Source organism: Fictibacillus enclensis, from assembly GCF_030123385.1.
GTDB lineage: Bacteria > Bacillota > Bacilli > Bacillales > Fictibacillaceae > Fictibacillus_C > Fictibacillus_C enclensis.
The window spans coordinates 4,475,321-4,492,334 of the sequence record NZ_CP126109.1 but is presented as its reverse complement, the minus strand read 5'-3'; the positions used below and the strand labels follow the sequence as shown (position 1 = coordinate 4,492,334).

Genomic DNA, 17,014 nt, shown 5'->3' with positions numbered 1-17,014 from the left:
CAACATCTGTCATCAATCCCGATAAATGAAGCAACTTGAACAAAGCATGCTGATTCCCAACCTTTTACCATAAGAGGAAGGAGTATGTCATATAGGGAGTGATTTCATGAAATTGGCGTTTACCACGCTTGGATGTCCAAACTGGAACCTGGAGACGATGATCTTCCGTGCCGTTCAGTACGGTTATCAGGGAATCGACTTTCGTGGGTATCTGGGGAAAATGGAAATCTACCGGCTGCCTGAGTTTTCGACGAAGCTGGAAGAAACAAGGGACCGATTCAGGGAAGCTTCACTTGAAATTCCCTGCTTTTCCTGTTCGGTCCGCTTATTTACCGAATCAACGGAGCAACGAGAAGAGTACCTTGCAGAGTTGAAACAGTATGCCGATCTTTGCGAGTATTTTGGAACCCCATTTATCCGGGTGTTCGGCGGTTTGATTGGGGACCGTGAGAAAGAGGAAGCGATAACCATTGCCGCTCGGAATACGGCGGAGTATTTTAAGGTTATCGAAGGTCGGCCGGTCACCCTGCTGCTGGAAACACACGATGACTGGACGGGCTGCCAGGTTGTTCAGGAGCTGCTCAGCCAGGTGAATTCTCCTCAGCTGGACGTTTTATGGGATGTTCATCATCCATACCGGATGATCGGAGAGGAACCGGAGCAAACGTGGAACGTATTGGGAGATAGAATCAGGTATACCCACTGGAAGGATTCCTATGTGAAAAAAGAGCATAAGAGAGGCTATCAGCTTTGTCTGCTTGGAGAGGGAGATATCCCGCTTTACCGGATGTATCGTTTGCTGAAGGATCAAGGCTATGAGGGGTACTTTACGCTGGAATGGGAGAAGGTCTGGTGCCCTGAAATTGAAGAGCCGGAAATTGCGTTTAAGCAATATGCTGACTTTATGAAACAGTTGGAACAGCAGGTCTCCTCTGGTCCGACCATGAAATTCTGACACCGGGAGGAAGCTATGATCAATTTTGCGATTGCAGGATGCGGAAGGGTGGCAGCCGTTCATGCGGAAGCGATCCAACAGGCGCAAGGAGCTAAGCTTCTTGCTGTTTGTGATACCAACGAGGAACGTCTTTATCCTTTTGCACAAAACTATGGAGCGGAGTCTGCGTTTACTGATTTCAGAGCAATGATCAATGATCCCACTATCGATGTGGTCAATATATGCACTCCGAACGCCCTCCACGCGGAAATGGCCATCCAGGCAATGGAAAAGGGCAAACATGTCATGATCGAAAAACCGATGGCATTATCGATTCGTGATGCAGACCGGATCATCGAAACGGCGAAAAAACACCATGTCAAAGCAACGGTCGTTCATCAAAACCGGTTCAATGAAGCGGTTCAAACGACAAGAAAAGCACTGGAAGAAGGCAAGTTTGGAAAAATGGCTTACGGGACGGCGAACATCCGCTGGCGTCGGGGCCAGGAATATTATGATCAGGATGCCTGGCGTGGAACGACCGCCATGAAGGACGGCGTTTTGATGAACCAGTGCATCCATACCATTGACCTGCTGATTTGGCTGATGGGACCGGTCAAAAGCGTGATGGGAAAAACCGCAACCCGCACGGTGGATATTGAAATGGAGGATGTGGGCACCGCCCTTCTTGAATTCCAGGATGGATCCATCGGCGTGGTTGAGGGAACAGGAGCTATTTATCCAGCCGATCTCGGAGCAAGCTTGAATTTATTCGGAGAAAACGGCACCGTCTGCATTCGCGGTAACGCGGCTAACCAAATTGAAAAGTGGCGCTTCTCCACCTCCTTTCATGAAGAGGAAAGCAAGATGGTCTCCGATCAAAGCAACCTTCCCGACTCCGTGTACGGCGAAGGCCACAAAACCATCGTCACCGACTTCATCCGGGCCATCCAAACAGACACCGAACCCTACGTCTCACTCCAAGAAGGCCGAAACGCCATCCAAGTCATTCTAGCCATCTACGAATCTTCCAAAACAGGAAAAGCGGTTGAACTAAGAGCACAGCAGGACATGAAGAAAAATTCACTCTTATCAGGCTGACAATGATTTTTTAATAGGGAATTGCTTTAGGAGCATTCTTGAAAAGAACTACACTGCTAAGTTGATTGGAGTGCAAGGGCGAGACTCCTGCGGGAAAAGCGGGACAGATGAGACCAGGAAGGCGCTCGCGCCGTTACCGCAGGAGCTTGCGACGAGGAAGTAGGCGTTTACGCCGGTAAGGCTCACCGCACGCCCCACGGAAAGCGAGCGACCTGGAACGTAAATCAACCACTATCAAAAACATCCCAGCATAAAGAAAATACAAGGAGGCATCACATGGAAAACGTAAGGCTTGGAGTCATAGGAGCAGGAAACATGGGAGGAGCACACGCACGCTATCTTCTCAACGGAGAAATCAACGGAGCCATTCTCACCGCCGTCCTCGATTCGAGCGAAGAACGAGCAGAGGCACTAAAAAAAGAACTTGGCAGCAATGTACAGATCTTCACCGACGAAGATTCATTCTTCGAATCCGGTCTGTTCGATGCCGTACTGATCGCAACACCACATTATTTTCATTCTCCGCTCGCCATCAAAGCATTTGACCATCAGTTGCATGTGCTTTGTGAAAAGCCGGCAGGTGTGTACACCAAACAAGTCCGTGAAATGAACGAAGCCGCCGAAAGAAGCGGAAAGGTATTTTCCATGATGTACAACCAGCGCACCAATCCGCTGTACCAGAAGCTACGGAATCTCATCCTTACGGGAGAACTGGGCGAAATCCGCCGGGTGAACTGGCTGATCACCAACTGGTACCGGTCGCAAAGCTATTACGATTCAGGCGGCTGGAGAGCCACATGGGAAGGAGAAGGCGGTGGTGTGCTCATCAATCAGTGTCCGCACCAGCTCGATCTGTGGCAATGGATGACAGGCATGATGCCCAAGCGCATGCGTGCGTTTTGCTATTTTGGCAAGCACCGGGATATCGAAGTGGAGGATGATGTCACCGCTTTTGCGGAGTATGACAATGGCGCGACCGCGGTCTTTGTTACGACAACAGGAGAAGCTCCGGGAACGAACCGGCTGGAGATTGCCGGCAGCCGGGGCAAGGTGGTTGTTGAGAACGGAAAGCTCGATTACTGGAGGCTGCGGGTATCAGAGCCTGAGTTTAACCGTGAATACAAAGGCGGCTTCGGGGCACCGGAATGCTGGAAGGTCGAGGTGCCGATTGAAGGCAAGGAAACGGCGCACCGCGGCATCACCCAGAACTTTGTGGACGCCATCCTGGAGGGAACTCCGCTCATTGCACCGGGAATCGAAGGGATTAAGGGGCTTGAGCTTTCCAATGCGATGCATCTTTCCACATGGCTGGATGACTGGGTGGAATTCCCGGTAAACGAGGATCTCTATCTGAAACATCTGCAGGAAAAAGAGGCACAATCCACCGGGAAAAAAGATAAAAACAGCGTTGTGCTGGATGTTGGCGGCACGTACTGATAAAGGAGCGGACACATGAGCAAACAAGACGGCATGAATTATGCCCCAAAAGGAAAACCAAACCGGGTGGTGGCAGAAGGTGACTTTTTTATCGCTGCCGTTGCCCTGGATCATGGCCATATTTACGGCATGTGCAACGGCTTGATTGAAGCGGGTGCCACGCTGAAATGGGTGTATGATCCCGATCCGGAAAAAATTGATCAATTCAAGAACGCCTTTCCGGAGGTCCAGGTCGCTTCCTCCGAGGAAGAAGTTCTGAATGATCCGGACGTTAAGCTTGTGGCCGGTGCCGCCATACCCTCCAAGCGCTGTGAACTGGGCTTGCGGGTGATGGACCACCAAAAGGACTATTTTACAGATAAAACGCCTTTTACCACATTGGAACAACTGGAACAGGCGAGACAAAAGGCAACAGAAACCGGACAAAAGTACATGGTGTATTACAGCGAACGGCTCCATGTGGAATCGGCAGTGTTTGCCGGAGAGCTGATCGATAAGGGAGCGATCGGCAGGGTCATCCAGGTGACAGGCTTTGGCCCTCATCGTTTATCGGCATCATCCAGACCAGATTGGTTTTTCAAAAAAGAAACGTATGGCGGAATTCTTTGTGATATTGGCAGCCATCAGATCGAGCAGTTTCTTTTTTATACAAAGTCAAAGAATGCCAAGGTGCTCTCAAGCAAGGTTGGAAACTACAGCAGCAAGGATTATCCCGAGCTTGAGGACTACGGAGACGCTACACTCGTCAGCGATAATGGGGCAACCCAATACTTTCGGGTCGACTGGCTGACGCCAGACGGACTCCGTACATGGGGCGACGGAAGAACGTTCATTCTTGGAACGGAAGGCTATATTGAAATCCGTAAGTACATTAATGTGGCGAGTGAAGACAGCGGGGATCACCTGTATTTGGTGAATGGCGAAGGCGAACAGCACTTTCACCTCACAGGCAAAGTGGGTTATCCGTTTTTTGGCGAACTGATCCTGGACTGCCTGAACCGGACGGAAAAGGCGATGACCCAGGAGCATGCCTTTAAAGCGGCGGAATTGTGCCTGATTGCCCAGGAGAATGCAATCAGGGTGGAATAGAAAAATTCAAAGGGCGGGCTGATAACATGAAGTTTTCTGTGTTTACTGTAATGGCACCGGATGCAACACCTGAACAGTTACTAGGCTATCTGAAGGAATACGGTTACGAGGGAGTGGAATGGCGGTTTAAAGAAACGCCTCATGAACTCAAAAAGGAAGAGCCGAGCTTTTGGGGCAATAACCTGTGCACCATTGCCCCGGATATCACCGATGAAGAGCTTGCGCATTTGTCGGCTGTAACAAAAGAAAACAACATTGAAGTAACGAGCGTGACGCCTTACCTGGCCTGTGGTGATCTGGCGGCAACGGAAAATGTTCTGAGGGTGGCACAATCACTCGGTGCATCAACGGTACGCCTTGGTGTTCCCCGGTATGACCGAAACCGAAATTACAATGATTTGTTTAAGGAAGCTGTGGCCTACTTAAAAGAAGCGGAAGAGATGTGTAAGCAATACGGCGTTAAGGGACTGGTCGAGACGCATCATCAGACGATTGCTCCAAGCGCCAGCCTTGCCCATCGTTTGATTTCTTCCTTTAACCCTGACCATATCGGAGTGTTATATGATCCGGGCAACATGGTGCATGAAGGATTTGAAAATTACCGGATGGGAATGGAGCTTCTCGGACCGTACCTCGCTCATGTTCATGCGAAAAACGCCATCTGGAAACAAAGCGGGCAGGCAGAGGACGGAAGTGTTCAGTGGAAAGCAGAATGGGCCTTGCTGGAAAAAGGAATCGTGGACTGGAAGCAAGTGATTCAGGACTTAAAGGCGGTTGGCTATGATGGATATATTGGCATCGAAGACTTCAGCCAGGCACTGTCAACGAAGGACTCCCTGAAGCATCATGTTCAGTCGTTGAAAAAACTGCTGAATGAAACGCTGGCGGTATAAAGGAGGAGGAGAAGACAATGAAGCTTGGCTGTTGTACAACCATCGAAAATGCCGCTATTGCCAAAGAAGCCGGTTTTGATTTTCTGGAATGTACGGTGGTATCCCTCGTACCGGAAAATGATGATGACTTTCCTGCTATCCTGGAACGCTACCAGGATAGCGGGCTACGGGTAGAGGCCTGCAACATCTTTTTGCCGGGGTCACTTAAAATCACCGGTGAACACGTGAACATTTCAGCAGTTGAACGCTATGTTGAAAAAGCGCTTCTTCGGGTGAAGCAAATCGGGGCGGACACGGTCGTTTTTGGGAGTGGAGGCGCCCGGTCCCTGCCCGATGGATTTTCCAGGGAAAAGGGAGAGGAGCAGATCGTTCAGTTTCTTGAACGTGTGGCAAACTACAGTGATGCGCTCGGCATTACGATCGTTATCGAGCCGCTGAATCAAAAGGAAAGCAACATCATTAACTCGGTTCCCGAAGCAGTAAGGATCGCCAAGAAGGTAAATCGTCCATCCATCCAGGTGCTGGCTGATTTTTATCATATGGATGAGGAAAATGAGCCGCTTGAGCACCTGGCTTCCGAAAAAGACTATATCCGGCATATTCATGTGGCTGATACCGGAAGGCGGGCGCCCGGTACGGGGACCTATCCTTACGGCAGGTTTGTTTCCTGTCTGAGCGAGGCGGGGTACAACGGCCGGATCTCCATCGAATGCCAGTGGCAGGATTTTGAGGCGGAAGCAGGTGCAGCAAGGCAGTTTTTATCATCGGTTCTTTACTCCCGGAAAGTATAATCAGGTTAGCTTTTCGTTTTAAATCGTAAAGGGGGAGAAAAAAATTGGAGGAAGAATTCTTTGTTTCTGAGTACCGGATGTCCAAAGAGATCAAGAAAGAGGACTATGATTTTCATTCCCATGATACGTACGAGGTGTATTTCTTTCACAGCGGCCGATGCAAGTACATGATCGGTGATGAAATCCATCACCTTCAGGAAAACGACATTATCATTATGGATGGTTTGACACTGCACCGGCCTTACCCTGAAGAAGAGCAGCCTTATATCCGAAGCGTGATCCAGTTTTCCGGAGAGTGGCTGAAGCCTGTGCTCGCCAATTTAAAGGTGCCGGAGCTGTTAAACCCTTTTTATATGCTGAACAATTGCTTGTTCCGCGGGGTGGATCAGGACATGCTGCTTGAAATCGAAGAGCTGATCAAGAAAATAGCACAGGTCGGTTTTTCAAGAGGGTACAAGCAGGAGGACAAGTTTGAAAACCGGCTGAAGGAAGGCGAAGTGACTACGCTTCTCGTTCAGCTGTTGTTTAAAATCTATGAATTGAGCAAGTTGAGGATCGTCAAAATTCCCTCCGTCAAGTCGGAAAAACGCATGCACGTCGACCGCATCATCCGGTGGGTGGAAGACAACCGGGAAAAGAACATCAAACTGGATGATATCGCCAAGAGCCTGAATATCAGCAAATATTATATGTCCAGAATCTTCAAGTGCGTAACCGGCTTTACGATCATGGAATACCTGATGAGCTGCCGCATCAAACGGGCCAAGTATTTGCTCGAAATGCACCCTGAAATGTCGATCCTGGAGGTGGCATTGGAGTCTGGATTTGAAAATTCCTCGCATTTTAGCCGCTTTTTCCGCAAACAAGTTAAAATTACACCTACCGCTTACCGCAACGAGCGTACCATAAGTGAACCGCTGGATCAGATCGGAAACTATTAAAACAAAAATAGAGCAATATCAGACAAATTTTTCAAAAAAAAGGACTATCCTGCAACCTTTAAATTATCCGAAAATTAGTAAAATTAAAACAGATAAATGAAAGCGTTTTATATTTCAGGCAAAACCTTGATTTTCCCGCCAATTGAAAGGAGGCTGTCATGGCTAACAACAGCATTGAGCTGAACGTACAAATGGAAGTGGAAAAGGTGCGCAGCAAACGAAAGGACTGGGGGCTCAAATGGTATGTTTTCCTGATTCCGAGTTTCCTGGGGATTCTGCTGTTCATGGTCTACCCTATCTTTGAATCCCTTCGGCTCAGTTTCTATCAATCCAACGGAACGGTCGAGCATTATATCGGACTCGCAAACTTTAAGTCTGTTTTAACCTCGAACTCGTTTTGGAACGCCGTATGGAATACCTTTTTTATCGGTATCTTTCAAATCATCATTACCATTCCACTCGGTTTTATCTTTGCATCGATCATCAACTCTACCAAACGGGGCCAGAATTTTTTCAAAGTCCTCTATTTCCTGCCTAATGTTACGTCCATTGTTGCCGCCGCCATGATTTTTGCTTTCGTTCTTCATCCGGAAATGGGAATCGTCAACTATGTTCTGCACGCCATCGGGCTGCCGACACCAGGCTGGCTTTCTGATCCTTCCACCTCAAAGTGGGCGGTCATTATTCTTGCGGTCTGGCACTGGGTTGGTTTTGTCATCATCATTTGTCTTGCCAATCTCCAGGCGATTCCGAGCGAAATGTACGAAGCCGCAAAAATCGACGGGGCAAGCGGGCTGCAGCAATGGTTTTTTATCACCATTCCCAATATGGCAGGAACCTTTGCCTTTTTGCTGATTACCGGATGGATTGGAGCGCTGCAGCGATTTAATGAAGTCTATGTGCTGGGCGGACCAAACGGAAGTCCGGCGCGGTCCATTCAAACGATGGGAGCGTTTATTTACGAACGAGGCTTTACAGGGTTTGAGTTCGGAATCGCTTCGGCTGCGACGTACATCATGTTCATTTTGATACTGGTCTTCACGTTCATCAACCTGAAAGTTTCCAAGATGAAAATCTAAGTGAAAGGGGGATGTGTTTCATGAAAGCTGGACTTTCCTATAAAAAGAGAGAACAGATTGCAGGAGGCTTCAAATTCATTATTTTGCTGCTGTTTGGCCTGCTGCTCATTACGCCTTTTGTTTGGATGGTGAGCGTGGGATTTGACCGCACCGCCAATGTCACGATGCCCTTTCCGCCCAAATTAATACCGAAGCACCCATCGTCGTTTAACTTTGGCATTGTGTTTGAAAACGGAAGCCTGTTCAAGGCCTACCTCAACTCTGCGATCGTTACCGTCAGTTCTGTGTTTATCGGTGTATCGGCATCGCTTCTCGCAGGATATGCGTTTTCCAAAGGACGGTTCAAAGGAAAAAAGGTGTTGTTTGTGGTGGTGCTTTGCACGCTCATGATTCCAATGGAGCCGCGCCTGATTCCATTGTACAAGCTGTTTAATTCCGTTCATCTGCTTAATACGTTCTGGCCGCTCGTTCTGCCGTCTCTGATCAGCGGCATGCTGATCTTTCTTTGCAAGCAGTTCTTTGACCAATTACCGGACACGCTGAGAGAGGCCTCGCAAATTGACGGGGCAGGGGAATTTACAACCTTTTTCCGCATTTATCTTCCTCTTGCCGGACCGATTGTGGCAACGATGATTATTTTAGCCTTTATCTGGAGCTGGAACGATTTCATGTGGCCGCTCGTTGTGCTCAACAGCAAGGAGCTTCAGACCGTCCCTCTGTATCTCGCCAGCTTCTCGCTCGAGAACGGGACAAGCCTTGGCGGATTAACGATGGCACTGGCGACCATGAGTGTCCTGCCGATCGTCATTTTGTATCTGTTTTTACAAAAATACATCATTCAGAGCATTGCGCTTAGCGGAGTAAAAGGAGAGTAGGACCCATTTTAAAGGAGGCGGAGAAATGAAACATGTTCGGAAGGGGATTTCGTTATCGCTCATTTTGATTCTGGCTGTAATGGCCATGCTGACCGGCTGTTCAAGCTCGGATACTTCAGGAAAAGCGGATGGAAAGTGGGCAGGGAAAAAGATTAAAGTGCAGATGATCGGAGACTTCAAGGACAAAACAGCAACTGATCCAATCACGGGAAAGAAAGTGAAAGGGATTGATGTGTTAAAAGAGGAATTTGAAAAACAGCATCCCGGTGCATCCGTGGATTTCATTCTGATGCCGTGGGAAGGATATACGGAAAAAACGCAGGCGATGATTACCTCCAATGAAGCCGATGTATATCAGATGCCTGGACTCGCGGATTTCGCGCCTCAGGGTGTACTTGAACCTCTTCAGCCGTACATCGATAAAGACAAAGAAATGGATCTGGACAAGTTTATCGATAGTCAGGTGGATGGCTGGAAGGTGCTTGGCAAGGATGACGACAAACTGCAAATCTACGGTCTTCCGTTTTTGGGAGACGCGCGTTTTATCGCGTATGACAAAAAGCTGTTTGACGACTGGGGTGTTGACTATCTTTCCGACCACCCGACCATGAAGGAGGTTGCGGAAAAGGCTAAACAAATGACCGGGAAAAACCCGAAAACCGGTAAGCAGAACTATGGCATCTGGTTCCGCGGTGACTGGTCCTCCGCGTTCACCTTGATCGATCTGGCTGAAGGCCAAAACGGTAAATGGGGAGAAGGGTTTGCCTGGAAAGATGTGAAGTTCAATTTTAACTCTCCGGAGATGAAAAAAGGGCTGGACTGGCTGCTCGACATGAAGAATTACGCGCCAAAGGGCCTTGTCAGCAATCAGGGTTCAGAAAAATGGCTCACCAAGGATAACAACGTTGCCATCATGATGAATCAGGGGCCTGGCGATACCATCAAACCGACCTATGCTCAAGGGTTAGAAGACCGAATCGGAATCGCCCAGGAATTCAAGAACAAGGACGGCAAAGGCGGATTGTTTGCAGGAAGTCCGCTCGCGATTGCCAAGAGCAGTAAAAATAAAGACCTGGCCTGGGAATGGATTAAATTTGCGACCGATGAATTTGCGCAAAAGTACGTCTTTGAAGAAGTTGGTGCCATTCCGGCCATTAAAGCCGCAAAGGATTGGAAGAGTACAAAGGAAATGCCGCTCATGCAGCCGGTGTTCGAAGCCATGAGCAGTCCGTGGACACCACGCTATCCTTGGGGCTCCTCACAGCCGCGCTTTACCTTAACATCAGAGGTTGAGGCTGCCTTAACCGGCAAGCGTACGGCACAACAGGCATTGGATAAAGCGCAACGCGAGAGCACCGCCTGGGTGAAAAATAGAAAGTAAGTTGAAGGAGGAGGAGAAATCCTCCTTTCTTTGCATAGGAGGGATGTTGGATGGACGGTACAGCCTTTGGAGGCTTTTACATGGCCTGTGTGTGGTTTGCGCGTTTCGCGTTTTTAAGTGTTCTGTGGATTCTTTTCAGCCTGGCAGGATTGGTAATCGGCGGTGTTTTCCCGGCAACCGCCGCACTGTTTGCGGTCGAGCGTTCCTGGATCCGAAAAGAGGAAAGCCCTTCGCTAGTTCGTCAGTTTTGGAAAGAATATCGAACTCAGTTTGTAAAGGCGAACCTGTTGGGGTATTTTATGGTGCTATTCGGAATGCTTCTGTGGGTAAATGTAAAACTGGTGTTTCCCGTCGATTATTTTTTGGTTGGTGTGCTGAAAGTTTTGCTACTTGGTTTGTTCTTTTTATATGTGATCGTCCTTCTGTATCTTTTTCCGGTGCTGGCCCATTTTAAAGGCGGACTTCTGGATTGTGTGAAGAATGCCTTGTTTGTTGGGTTGTCCTCACCGTTGATGACGGTGCTGAGCGGCCTGAGTATCCTGGTGGTAACGTATATTTGCTATGTGATCCCGGGGCTTGCTGTCTTTTTTTATGTGAGTGGTGCAGGCTTTCTTTCGATGTGGTTTTCTCATTGCGCATTTCTCCGGCTCGAAGGGAAAGCAAAAGCAGGTGGATGGAATGGATAATCCAACGCGGCTCCTATGGCTCGACACGATGCTCACCTTGGCCAGAACACCGCTTGGGGCGTTGGCCAAAAGAGAGCTGAAAGCAAACATGAAGGTGGAAATGAAAGAAGGAGCAGACAGAGAATCGTATGTTCATCTGGAAACACTTGCCCGGCTCCTTGTCGGGATGGCACCGTGGCTTGAAGGGAAATCAAAAGGCAGTGAAGAACGTCTTCGAAAGCATTATAGCCAGCTGGCTCGTGAGGCGATTGATGCTGGAACAGACCCGTCATCACCCGACTATATGAATTTTTCACAGGGCTTTCAGCCGATTGTGGACACTGCATTTTTGGCCCAAGCCATTCTCCGGGCGCCAATTGAACTTTGGGAGAAGCTGGATGGCCGGGTGAAGAGGAATGTGGTTAATGCTTTTAAAGCGACCCGATCAAGAAAACCCGTGTTCTCTAACTGGCTGTTGTTTTCTGCGATGATTGAAGTGGCTTTGCACCGGATGGGTGAAAGTGACTGGGATCATATGCGGATTGACTATGCCATAAAGCAGATGGAGCAATGGTATGCGGGAGATGGCGTCTACAGTGACGGTCCCCATTTTCGTTTTGATTACTATAATAGCTTTGTTATTCAGCCTATGCTAATCGATGTTTTGGAGGCGGTTGGTTCTCATTATGATGACTGGCATGAAAGAGCGCAGACGGTAAAAGAGAGGTCGCGCCGCTATGCAGAAATTCTTGAACGGTTGATCTCGCCGGAAGGAACATTTCCGGCTGTTGGCCGTTCGCTCGCCTACCGATGCGGTGTTTTTCATACGCTGGCTCAGCACGCGTGGCGAGAGGACTTGCCGGAGAGTGTGTCTTCCGCCCAGGTTCGGTGCGGATTGACTGCCGTTTTGGAAAAGTGCCTCCTTGCAGCCGGAACGTATACGGACGATGGTTGGTTAACGGTCGGATTTTGCGGCCATCAGCCGGGAATTGGTGAAGGCTACATTACGAATGGCTCTGCCTATCTTTGCTCGTTGATCTTTTTGCCATTGGGCTTGCCGGAATCAGTTTCCTTCTGGCGTGATGAGGATGAAAGCTGGACGTCAAAAAAGGCTTGGTCCGGATTGGATTTTCCGATGGATCATGCATTGAAAAGTTAAGTGGGAAAGGAGTGCAAACAGTATGAAAGGATTATTTATCATGGACGAGGCGCCTTTTGATTGGGTGTACCCGTCAACTATACGACAGCAAATTGAAGATCTGGTTGGTATGGATCTTCCTTTTTTGACTAAGGACCAGGTTAAGGAAAATAAATCCATTCTAAAGGATGCTGAGGTCATTTTTTCGGGATGGGGAGGGCCAGAGCTCGACGAAGCGTTTTTGGCGGCAGCACCCCGTCTGAAAGCTGTTTTTTATGCGGCAGGAACAGTAAAAAACATTGCCACTCCGGCGTCGTGGAGAAGAAACATCCGAATTTTCAATGCGGCTGAAGCGAATGCCATCCCAGTAACGGAATTTGCGCTGTCACAAATTCTGTTTTCCTTAAAAAGCGGCTGGAGCTATGTCCGAAGCATCCAGCGGGATCATGCTTACCCGGGAAAATCGATATCTGCCGGGGCAGGGGCATATGGAAGCACAGTGGGAATCATTTCACTGAGTAAAATCGGCCGCCGGGTGTGTGAGCTGCTTGAACCGTTTGATGTGAAGGTCATTGCCTATGATCCATATGTAAGCGAAGAGGCTGCCGGAAGTCTGGGTGTGGAGTTGTGTTCACTGGAAGAGGTATTTCAGCGGGCAGATGTTGTTTCCCTGCATACGCCGTTATTGGACGAAACACGGGGGATGATTACGGGACAGCATTTCTCCCTGTTAAAACCAAATGCCAGTTTTATTAACACCGCGCGCGGGGCCATCGTACGAGAGGATGAAATGATAGAAGTGTTGATGCATCGTGAGGATATCACTGCGGTCTTGGATGTGACCTATCCCGAGCCGCCTGTACCGGGATCACCTCTATTTACCCTTCCCAATGTGGTGCTGACCCCGCACATTGCTGGCAGTAAAGGATCGGAATGTGCCCGCATGGGACAAAGCATGCTGGATGAATATCAGCGGTATTTGAAGAATGAACCGCTAAACTGTGAGGTGCTGGAGAAGGACATGGGGATTATGGCTTAACGAAGGAGTTCGGCAACCTCGGTGAGTAATTTGACAAAGAAGATGAACCCGAGACCTGTAAAATAAGACATGTCGCTGTTACACTGGATCTCCACAGATAGACTCATCATGATCAGCATCACATCAACTAAAGCATAAACACATAACTTAAATGGAGAACCCCAGATATGAATGTCTTTAAAAAAGATAGGAGATATTATGACCTTGACCCTGCGAATGTACGCAGGGTTTTTTATATCAAGCTTGGTTTCCATCTGCATCAGCTCCTCACCATTCAATTGATATCTCGTAGAAAGTTCATAATTGATAGAACCAACGCTAACGTACTGATGCCCAGTACTAGTAAGTAATACTTCTTGTTTTCATTCTGTATGAACCAAAAAATACTTAGGATAAATATCATCAAGCAGAAAAAAAGAGGGGCCCATATGTCTGAAGATATACCGAGAAAATAAAAGTTTCGATAATAAGAAACTATAGCAAAGGTAAAATTAGCTCCTGTTAAAGCTATAAAAAAGAGGTTTTGTAGGCGTTTTTTTCGTTTCATACTCCAGATCCCCTTGGTAGGTTTAAAAGCCATTCTTTTTTAAACTACCACTCTGCTCAACGATCGAACCTTTTTATTGTAATATTGGTAATAAATTACTAATTATTCTGGCTAGCATGTAAAACAACCCACTTATCTAGAAACGCCGCTAATATAATTCCAACACTATACCTCACCAAATCCACAGCAAGAAACCCTTTTCCAAGAATCAATGCTCCCAGTAAAGTATCCCGGATCTGGTTGATCCAATCATCTTGATAGAGCTGTGAGAATTCAACCCCAAAGCTGAACAGAAAACTAAGCAGTATGGCTGTACCCAGGCTTTTTCGTACGAATAAATACCGAAATGCAAAGTACACCATGGCCGCCCAAAGAGCATCCCCCGCATTCTCCGCAAAAAATGCTGGAAGGGAGGAGCCGTATAACCTTGAGGCCAGGCCAAGCATAATCATGATTATAATCAACAAAAGATAGATGGCTCGTTTCAATTCATTCACTCTTTCATAAGAGATTAAAAACCCTGTCAGATAATCTAGCATATTTTAACATATATACCTCTCCTGTTCGTATAATCGATTGATGTAGAACCTGATAGCGGGAGCAGAGGATATGTGGATCTACATACATACATAGATGAAAAAAACGGCTGACCTAAGGTTTCTGGTCAGCCGTTTGTTATTTTCTCCGTATCCCGATCCTTCTTCCCGCCTCTTCTGGTTTTGATAGAATTTGCTGGTCTTTTCCGAGAGTATCAATCTTGGATTGAATGGCGGGCGGAAAAGGGGCTGCACGGCCAGTGGCCATATCCATGCCCATCAGCATTTGCTCGCTGATTGCCAGACGATTTCCTTGTTCATCATTCATCGTAAAAAAGACATGCAGACGTTTTGAGTCAAAGTCCAGGAGCTGAAGAATGATATGAAGTTCCTGATTCAAATGCGCTTCTTTTAAATAAACCAGATGGGTTTCCAGTGTATAGATCGAGTACTGATATTCTTCACGAAACTCAGCATCAATGCCAAGAGAATCCATAAGTTGATCGACCGCCTTGCTGAAGACAAGAGCATAGGCCGAATCGTTCATATGGCCGTTATAGTCGATCCAGTCACTGTGCACAGCCGTTTTCAGCAAAGGATTGATAAAATTACCCATCACTTTCCCTCCAAATCTATCAGTTAGAGTCTTCCGTTTAAATTGGCTGCCGGCCAATATTTTGAAAGCAATTGCTGCAATTCGATCAGAAAGTCGTCTCTGCGCTTTTCTAAATCAGCGATAGTGTGATCCTTCGTTTGTTGTTCACAGCCGTCAATCACTTTATTGCTTAATTCCTCGGTAAGTTCGGGGGCAACGAGTTTCGTCCAAGGCAGTTTCAAGGCGGGTCCGAATTGCTCAAGCATGTGTTTCATTCCTTGTTCTCCGCCCGCCAAATGTAACGTTAGGAAGGGTCCCATCAGCGCCCAGCGCAGACCGGGACCGTATACAATGGCAGCATCTATTTCTTCGGTAGTAGCTACCCCGTCATTTACAAGATGGAGTGATTCTCTCCAAATCGCTTCCATCAAACGGTCAGCCACATGACCCTCAATTTCATTTGAAATGACCAGCGGCTTCATCTTGATAGAATGATAGAATTGCTCAGCCCTTTGGATCACTTCGGGAGAGGTCTTCTTTCCTCCCACAAGCTCAACAAGAGGAATCAAATAAACCGGGTTAAACGGATGGGCAACAATTACCCGTTCCGGTCGACCGCAATCCGACTGAAGCGTGCTTGGCTTCAACCCGGATGTACTTGAAGCAATGATCGCCTCAGGCTTGGCATACTCATCGATCTGAGCTAACAAGCTGCGCTTGATATCCTCTCGTTCAGGAGCGTTTTCCTGAATAAAATCCGCATGTGCCACTGCTTTTTCCAGGTTGGGTTCAAAGGTTAGCTTATCCTTTGAAGCGCCCTTTGCGAGTCCAGCTTTTTCAAGCGCTGGCCAAGCTGTTCCCAAAGCGTTTTTCACTCTGGATTCCGCTCCAGGTGCAGGATCCGTAGCGACTACGTCATAACCTTGTGACAAAAAACGGGCAATCCAGCCGTTCCCGATTACACCTGTTCCAACGACCGCTATTTTCTGTATCGAATGATTATTCATGGGGAACTCCTTTTGCAAACGGGTTGTTTAATTTTAAGTGTTTTCTCGCTTCTGCTGGTGTCATCGGGTTAGCTCCAAGGCCACCCATGATACCGACGACCTTGTCCACCAGCTGGGCATTGGTTCCCAAAATCCCTTTACCAACATAAAGGTTATCTTCCAGACCAACACGTACATTGCCGCCAAGCAGCATGGATTGAATGGCTGTTGGGAGTTGCAGGCGTCCAATGCCAAACGCTGACCAGTGTGCGTTTGCCGGCAAGCTGTTCTTCATATACAGCATCGTTTCAGCATCAGCTTCTGCTCCCCAAGGAATGCCTAGGCAAAACTGGAACATCGGATCCTCATCAATCAGACCTTCGTTGATGAGTTGTTTGGCAAAGCGCAGATGGCCGGTATCAAAGCACTCCAGTTCTGGCTTCACGCCGCTTTGCTGGATGAGCTTTGCCTGTTCACGAAGCCAGGAGGTCGTACTGATATAGAGCTGGTCACCGAAATTCAGGCTGCCGCAATCGAGCGTGCATATCTCGGGTAGAAGTTTACTAATAGGTTCATGGCGTTCTGCAGGCAGCTGGATGTCTGTACCAGGTCCGCCAGTGGCCGGGTCCTCATTGCTTGGCATCCAGTCTCCCCCGCCTCCGGCTGTAAGATTTAAGATGACATCTGTTTCAGATTCACGAACCCGCTCTACAACTTCACGAAAAAGTTCAGGGTCATGACTGATTCCACCGGTCTTTGGATCACGAACATGGATATGGGCGATGGTAGCACCAGCTTTGGCGGCTTCGATGGCTGATTCTGCGATTTCCTTAGGTGTGACTGGAACGTGCGAGCTTTTTTGGGTCGTTTCTCCTGCACCGGTTACTGCACACGTTACAATAACATTCTGATTCATAGGGATTCCTCCTTAAAAAGGGTAAAAAAAAGAAAATGGAGTGAATCTTCCATTTTCTTTTTCGTTGTACG

The 17,014-nt window shown here is 48.0% G+C and carries 18 protein-coding genes; 13 read left to right on the top strand and 5 right to left on the bottom strand.

Going from position 1 to position 17,014, the window contains the following annotated elements; genetic code table 11:
• The first annotated feature begins 106 nt into the window (after positions 1-106).
• The 13 genes from QNH15_RS23230 (at position 107) to QNH15_RS23170 (ending at position 13,363) form a co-directional block, all read left to right on the top strand.
• On the top strand, positions 107-955 hold the full coding sequence (locus QNH15_RS23230) for a sugar phosphate isomerase/epimerase family protein (protein ID WP_283890892.1): 849 nt from the start codon (positions 107-109) through the stop codon (positions 953-955).
• 15 nt (positions 956-970) lie between these two features.
• The gene (locus QNH15_RS23225; RefSeq protein ID WP_283890890.1) at positions 971-2,035 is read left to right on the top strand and encodes a Gfo/Idh/MocA family protein; all 1,065 of its coding nucleotides are present in this window, start codon (positions 971-973) and stop codon (positions 2,033-2,035) included.
• A gap of 276 nt (positions 2,036-2,311) precedes the next feature.
• A complete protein-coding gene (locus QNH15_RS23220) occupies positions 2,312-3,472 on the top strand; it encodes a Gfo/Idh/MocA family protein (protein WP_283890887.1) in 1,161 nt (386 codons plus the stop codon).
• A 15-nt stretch (positions 3,473-3,487) separates the two neighbouring features.
• Positions 3,488-4,561, top strand: a complete 1,074-nt coding sequence (locus QNH15_RS23215; protein ID WP_283890885.1) for a Gfo/Idh/MocA family protein — start codon at positions 3,488-3,490, stop codon at positions 4,559-4,561.
• Between the two features lie 26 nt (positions 4,562-4,587).
• The gene (locus QNH15_RS23210; RefSeq protein WP_283890883.1) at positions 4,588-5,454 is read left to right on the top strand and encodes a sugar phosphate isomerase/epimerase family protein; all 867 of its coding nucleotides are present in this window, start codon (positions 4,588-4,590) and stop codon (positions 5,452-5,454) included.
• Between the two features lie 17 nt (positions 5,455-5,471).
• The gene (locus tag QNH15_RS23205) at positions 5,472-6,245 is read left to right on the top strand and encodes a sugar phosphate isomerase/epimerase family protein (protein ID WP_283890881.1); all 774 of its coding nucleotides are present in this window, start codon (positions 5,472-5,474) and stop codon (positions 6,243-6,245) included.
• A gap of 44 nt (positions 6,246-6,289) precedes the next feature.
• Positions 6,290-7,186 carry an AraC family transcriptional regulator gene (locus QNH15_RS23200; RefSeq protein ID WP_283890879.1) on the top strand — a complete coding sequence of 299 codons (897 nt, stop codon included), beginning with the start codon at positions 6,290-6,292 and terminating at the stop codon, positions 7,184-7,186.
• A 158-nt stretch (positions 7,187-7,344) separates the two neighbouring features.
• Complete coding sequence (locus QNH15_RS23195) at positions 7,345-8,265, top strand: carbohydrate ABC transporter permease (protein ID WP_283890877.1); 921 nt, start codon at positions 7,345-7,347, stop codon at positions 8,263-8,265.
• Between the two features lie 20 nt (positions 8,266-8,285).
• Positions 8,286-9,140, top strand: coding sequence for a carbohydrate ABC transporter permease (locus QNH15_RS23190; RefSeq protein WP_283890875.1), 855 nt, complete (start codon positions 8,286-8,288; stop codon positions 9,138-9,140).
• A 25-nt stretch (positions 9,141-9,165) separates the two neighbouring features.
• On the top strand, positions 9,166-10,521 hold the full coding sequence (locus QNH15_RS23185; RefSeq protein ID WP_283890874.1) for an extracellular solute-binding protein: 1,356 nt from the start codon (positions 9,166-9,168) through the stop codon (positions 10,519-10,521).
• 50 nt (positions 10,522-10,571) lie between these two features.
• Positions 10,572-11,207 (top strand): YesL family protein, encoded by a 636-nt coding sequence (locus tag QNH15_RS23180; RefSeq protein ID WP_283890873.1) that lies wholly within the window; start codon positions 10,572-10,574, stop codon positions 11,205-11,207.
• Complete coding sequence (locus QNH15_RS23175; RefSeq protein WP_283890871.1) at positions 11,200-12,345, top strand: DUF2264 domain-containing protein; 1,146 nt, start codon at positions 11,200-11,202, stop codon at positions 12,343-12,345. Before QNH15_RS23180 ends, QNH15_RS23175 begins: the two co-directional genes overlap by 8 nt.
• 22 nt (positions 12,346-12,367) lie before the next feature.
• Complete coding sequence (locus QNH15_RS23170; RefSeq protein ID WP_283890869.1) at positions 12,368-13,363, top strand: hydroxyacid dehydrogenase; 996 nt, start codon at positions 12,368-12,370, stop codon at positions 13,361-13,363.
• On the opposite strand, the gene QNH15_RS23165 is transcribed toward QNH15_RS23170, so the two are convergent.
• From QNH15_RS23165 to QNH15_RS23145, 5 genes are all read right to left on the bottom strand, one after another.
• Positions 13,360-13,617 (bottom strand): hypothetical protein, encoded by a 258-nt coding sequence (locus tag QNH15_RS23165; protein WP_283890867.1) that lies wholly within the window; start codon positions 13,615-13,617, stop codon positions 13,360-13,362. The genes QNH15_RS23170 and QNH15_RS23165 overlap by 4 nt on opposite strands.
• Before the next feature lie 391 nt (positions 13,618-14,008).
• Positions 14,009-14,362 carry a ribosomal maturation YjgA family protein gene (locus tag QNH15_RS23160; protein WP_283895738.1) on the bottom strand — a complete coding sequence of 118 codons (354 nt, stop codon included), beginning with the start codon at positions 14,360-14,362 and terminating at the stop codon, positions 14,009-14,011.
• Between the two features lie 223 nt (positions 14,363-14,585).
• The gene (locus QNH15_RS23155) at positions 14,586-15,062 is read right to left on the bottom strand and encodes a thioesterase family protein (RefSeq protein ID WP_283890865.1); all 477 of its coding nucleotides are present in this window, start codon (positions 15,060-15,062) and stop codon (positions 14,586-14,588) included.
• A gap of 23 nt (positions 15,063-15,085) precedes the next feature.
• The gene (locus QNH15_RS23150; RefSeq protein ID WP_283890863.1) at positions 15,086-16,048 is read right to left on the bottom strand and encodes an L-carnitine dehydrogenase; all 963 of its coding nucleotides are present in this window, start codon (positions 16,046-16,048) and stop codon (positions 15,086-15,088) included.
• Positions 16,041-16,943 (bottom strand): beta-keto acid cleavage family enzyme, encoded by a 903-nt coding sequence (locus QNH15_RS23145; RefSeq protein ID WP_283890861.1) that lies wholly within the window; start codon positions 16,941-16,943, stop codon positions 16,041-16,043. Before QNH15_RS23145 ends, QNH15_RS23150 begins: the two co-directional genes overlap by 8 nt.
• Between the last annotated feature and the right edge of the window lie 71 nt (positions 16,944-17,014).

What these genes read in the sequence shown, in the direction of transcription:
- QNH15_RS23230 (WP_283890892.1), top strand. Translation starts at nt 107, where the DNA reads ATGAAATTGGCGTTTACCACGCTTGGATGTCCAAACTGGAACCTGGAG.
- QNH15_RS23225 (WP_283890890.1), top strand. Translation starts at nt 971, where the DNA reads ATGATCAATTTTGCGATTGCAGGATGCGGAAGGGTGGCAGCCGTTCAT.
- QNH15_RS23220 (WP_283890887.1), top strand. Translation starts at nt 2,312, where the DNA reads ATGGAAAACGTAAGGCTTGGAGTCATAGGAGCAGGAAACATGGGAGGA.
- QNH15_RS23215 (WP_283890885.1), top strand. Translation starts at nt 3,488, where the DNA reads ATGAGCAAACAAGACGGCATGAATTATGCCCCAAAAGGAAAACCAAAC.
- QNH15_RS23210 (WP_283890883.1), top strand. Translation starts at nt 4,588, where the DNA reads ATGAAGTTTTCTGTGTTTACTGTAATGGCACCGGATGCAACACCTGAA.
- QNH15_RS23205 (WP_283890881.1), top strand. Translation starts at nt 5,472, where the DNA reads ATGAAGCTTGGCTGTTGTACAACCATCGAAAATGCCGCTATTGCCAAA.
- QNH15_RS23195 (WP_283890877.1), top strand. Translation starts at nt 7,345, where the DNA reads ATGGCTAACAACAGCATTGAGCTGAACGTACAAATGGAAGTGGAAAAG.
- QNH15_RS23190 (WP_283890875.1), top strand. Translation starts at nt 8,286, where the DNA reads ATGAAAGCTGGACTTTCCTATAAAAAGAGAGAACAGATTGCAGGAGGC.
- QNH15_RS23185 (WP_283890874.1), top strand. Translation starts at nt 9,166, where the DNA reads ATGAAACATGTTCGGAAGGGGATTTCGTTATCGCTCATTTTGATTCTG.
- QNH15_RS23180 (WP_283890873.1), top strand. Translation starts at nt 10,572, where the DNA reads ATGGACGGTACAGCCTTTGGAGGCTTTTACATGGCCTGTGTGTGGTTT.
- QNH15_RS23175 (WP_283890871.1), top strand. Translation starts at nt 11,200, where the DNA reads ATGGATAATCCAACGCGGCTCCTATGGCTCGACACGATGCTCACCTTG.
- QNH15_RS23170 (WP_283890869.1), top strand. Translation starts at nt 12,368, where the DNA reads ATGAAAGGATTATTTATCATGGACGAGGCGCCTTTTGATTGGGTGTAC.
- QNH15_RS23165 (WP_283890867.1), bottom strand. Translation starts at nt 13,617, where the DNA reads ATGGAAACCAAGCTTGATATAAAAAACCCTGCGTACATTCGCAGGGTC.
- QNH15_RS23160 (WP_283895738.1), bottom strand. Translation starts at nt 14,362, where the DNA reads ATGATTATGCTTGGCCTGGCCTCAAGGTTATACGGCTCCTCCCTTCCA.
- QNH15_RS23155 (WP_283890865.1), bottom strand. Translation starts at nt 15,062, where the DNA reads ATGGGTAATTTTATCAATCCTTTGCTGAAAACGGCTGTGCACAGTGAC.
- QNH15_RS23150 (WP_283890863.1), bottom strand. Translation starts at nt 16,048, where the DNA reads ATGAATAATCATTCGATACAGAAAATAGCGGTCGTTGGAACAGGTGTA.
- QNH15_RS23145 (WP_283890861.1), bottom strand. Translation starts at nt 16,943, where the DNA reads ATGAATCAGAATGTTATTGTAACGTGTGCAGTAACCGGTGCAGGAGAA.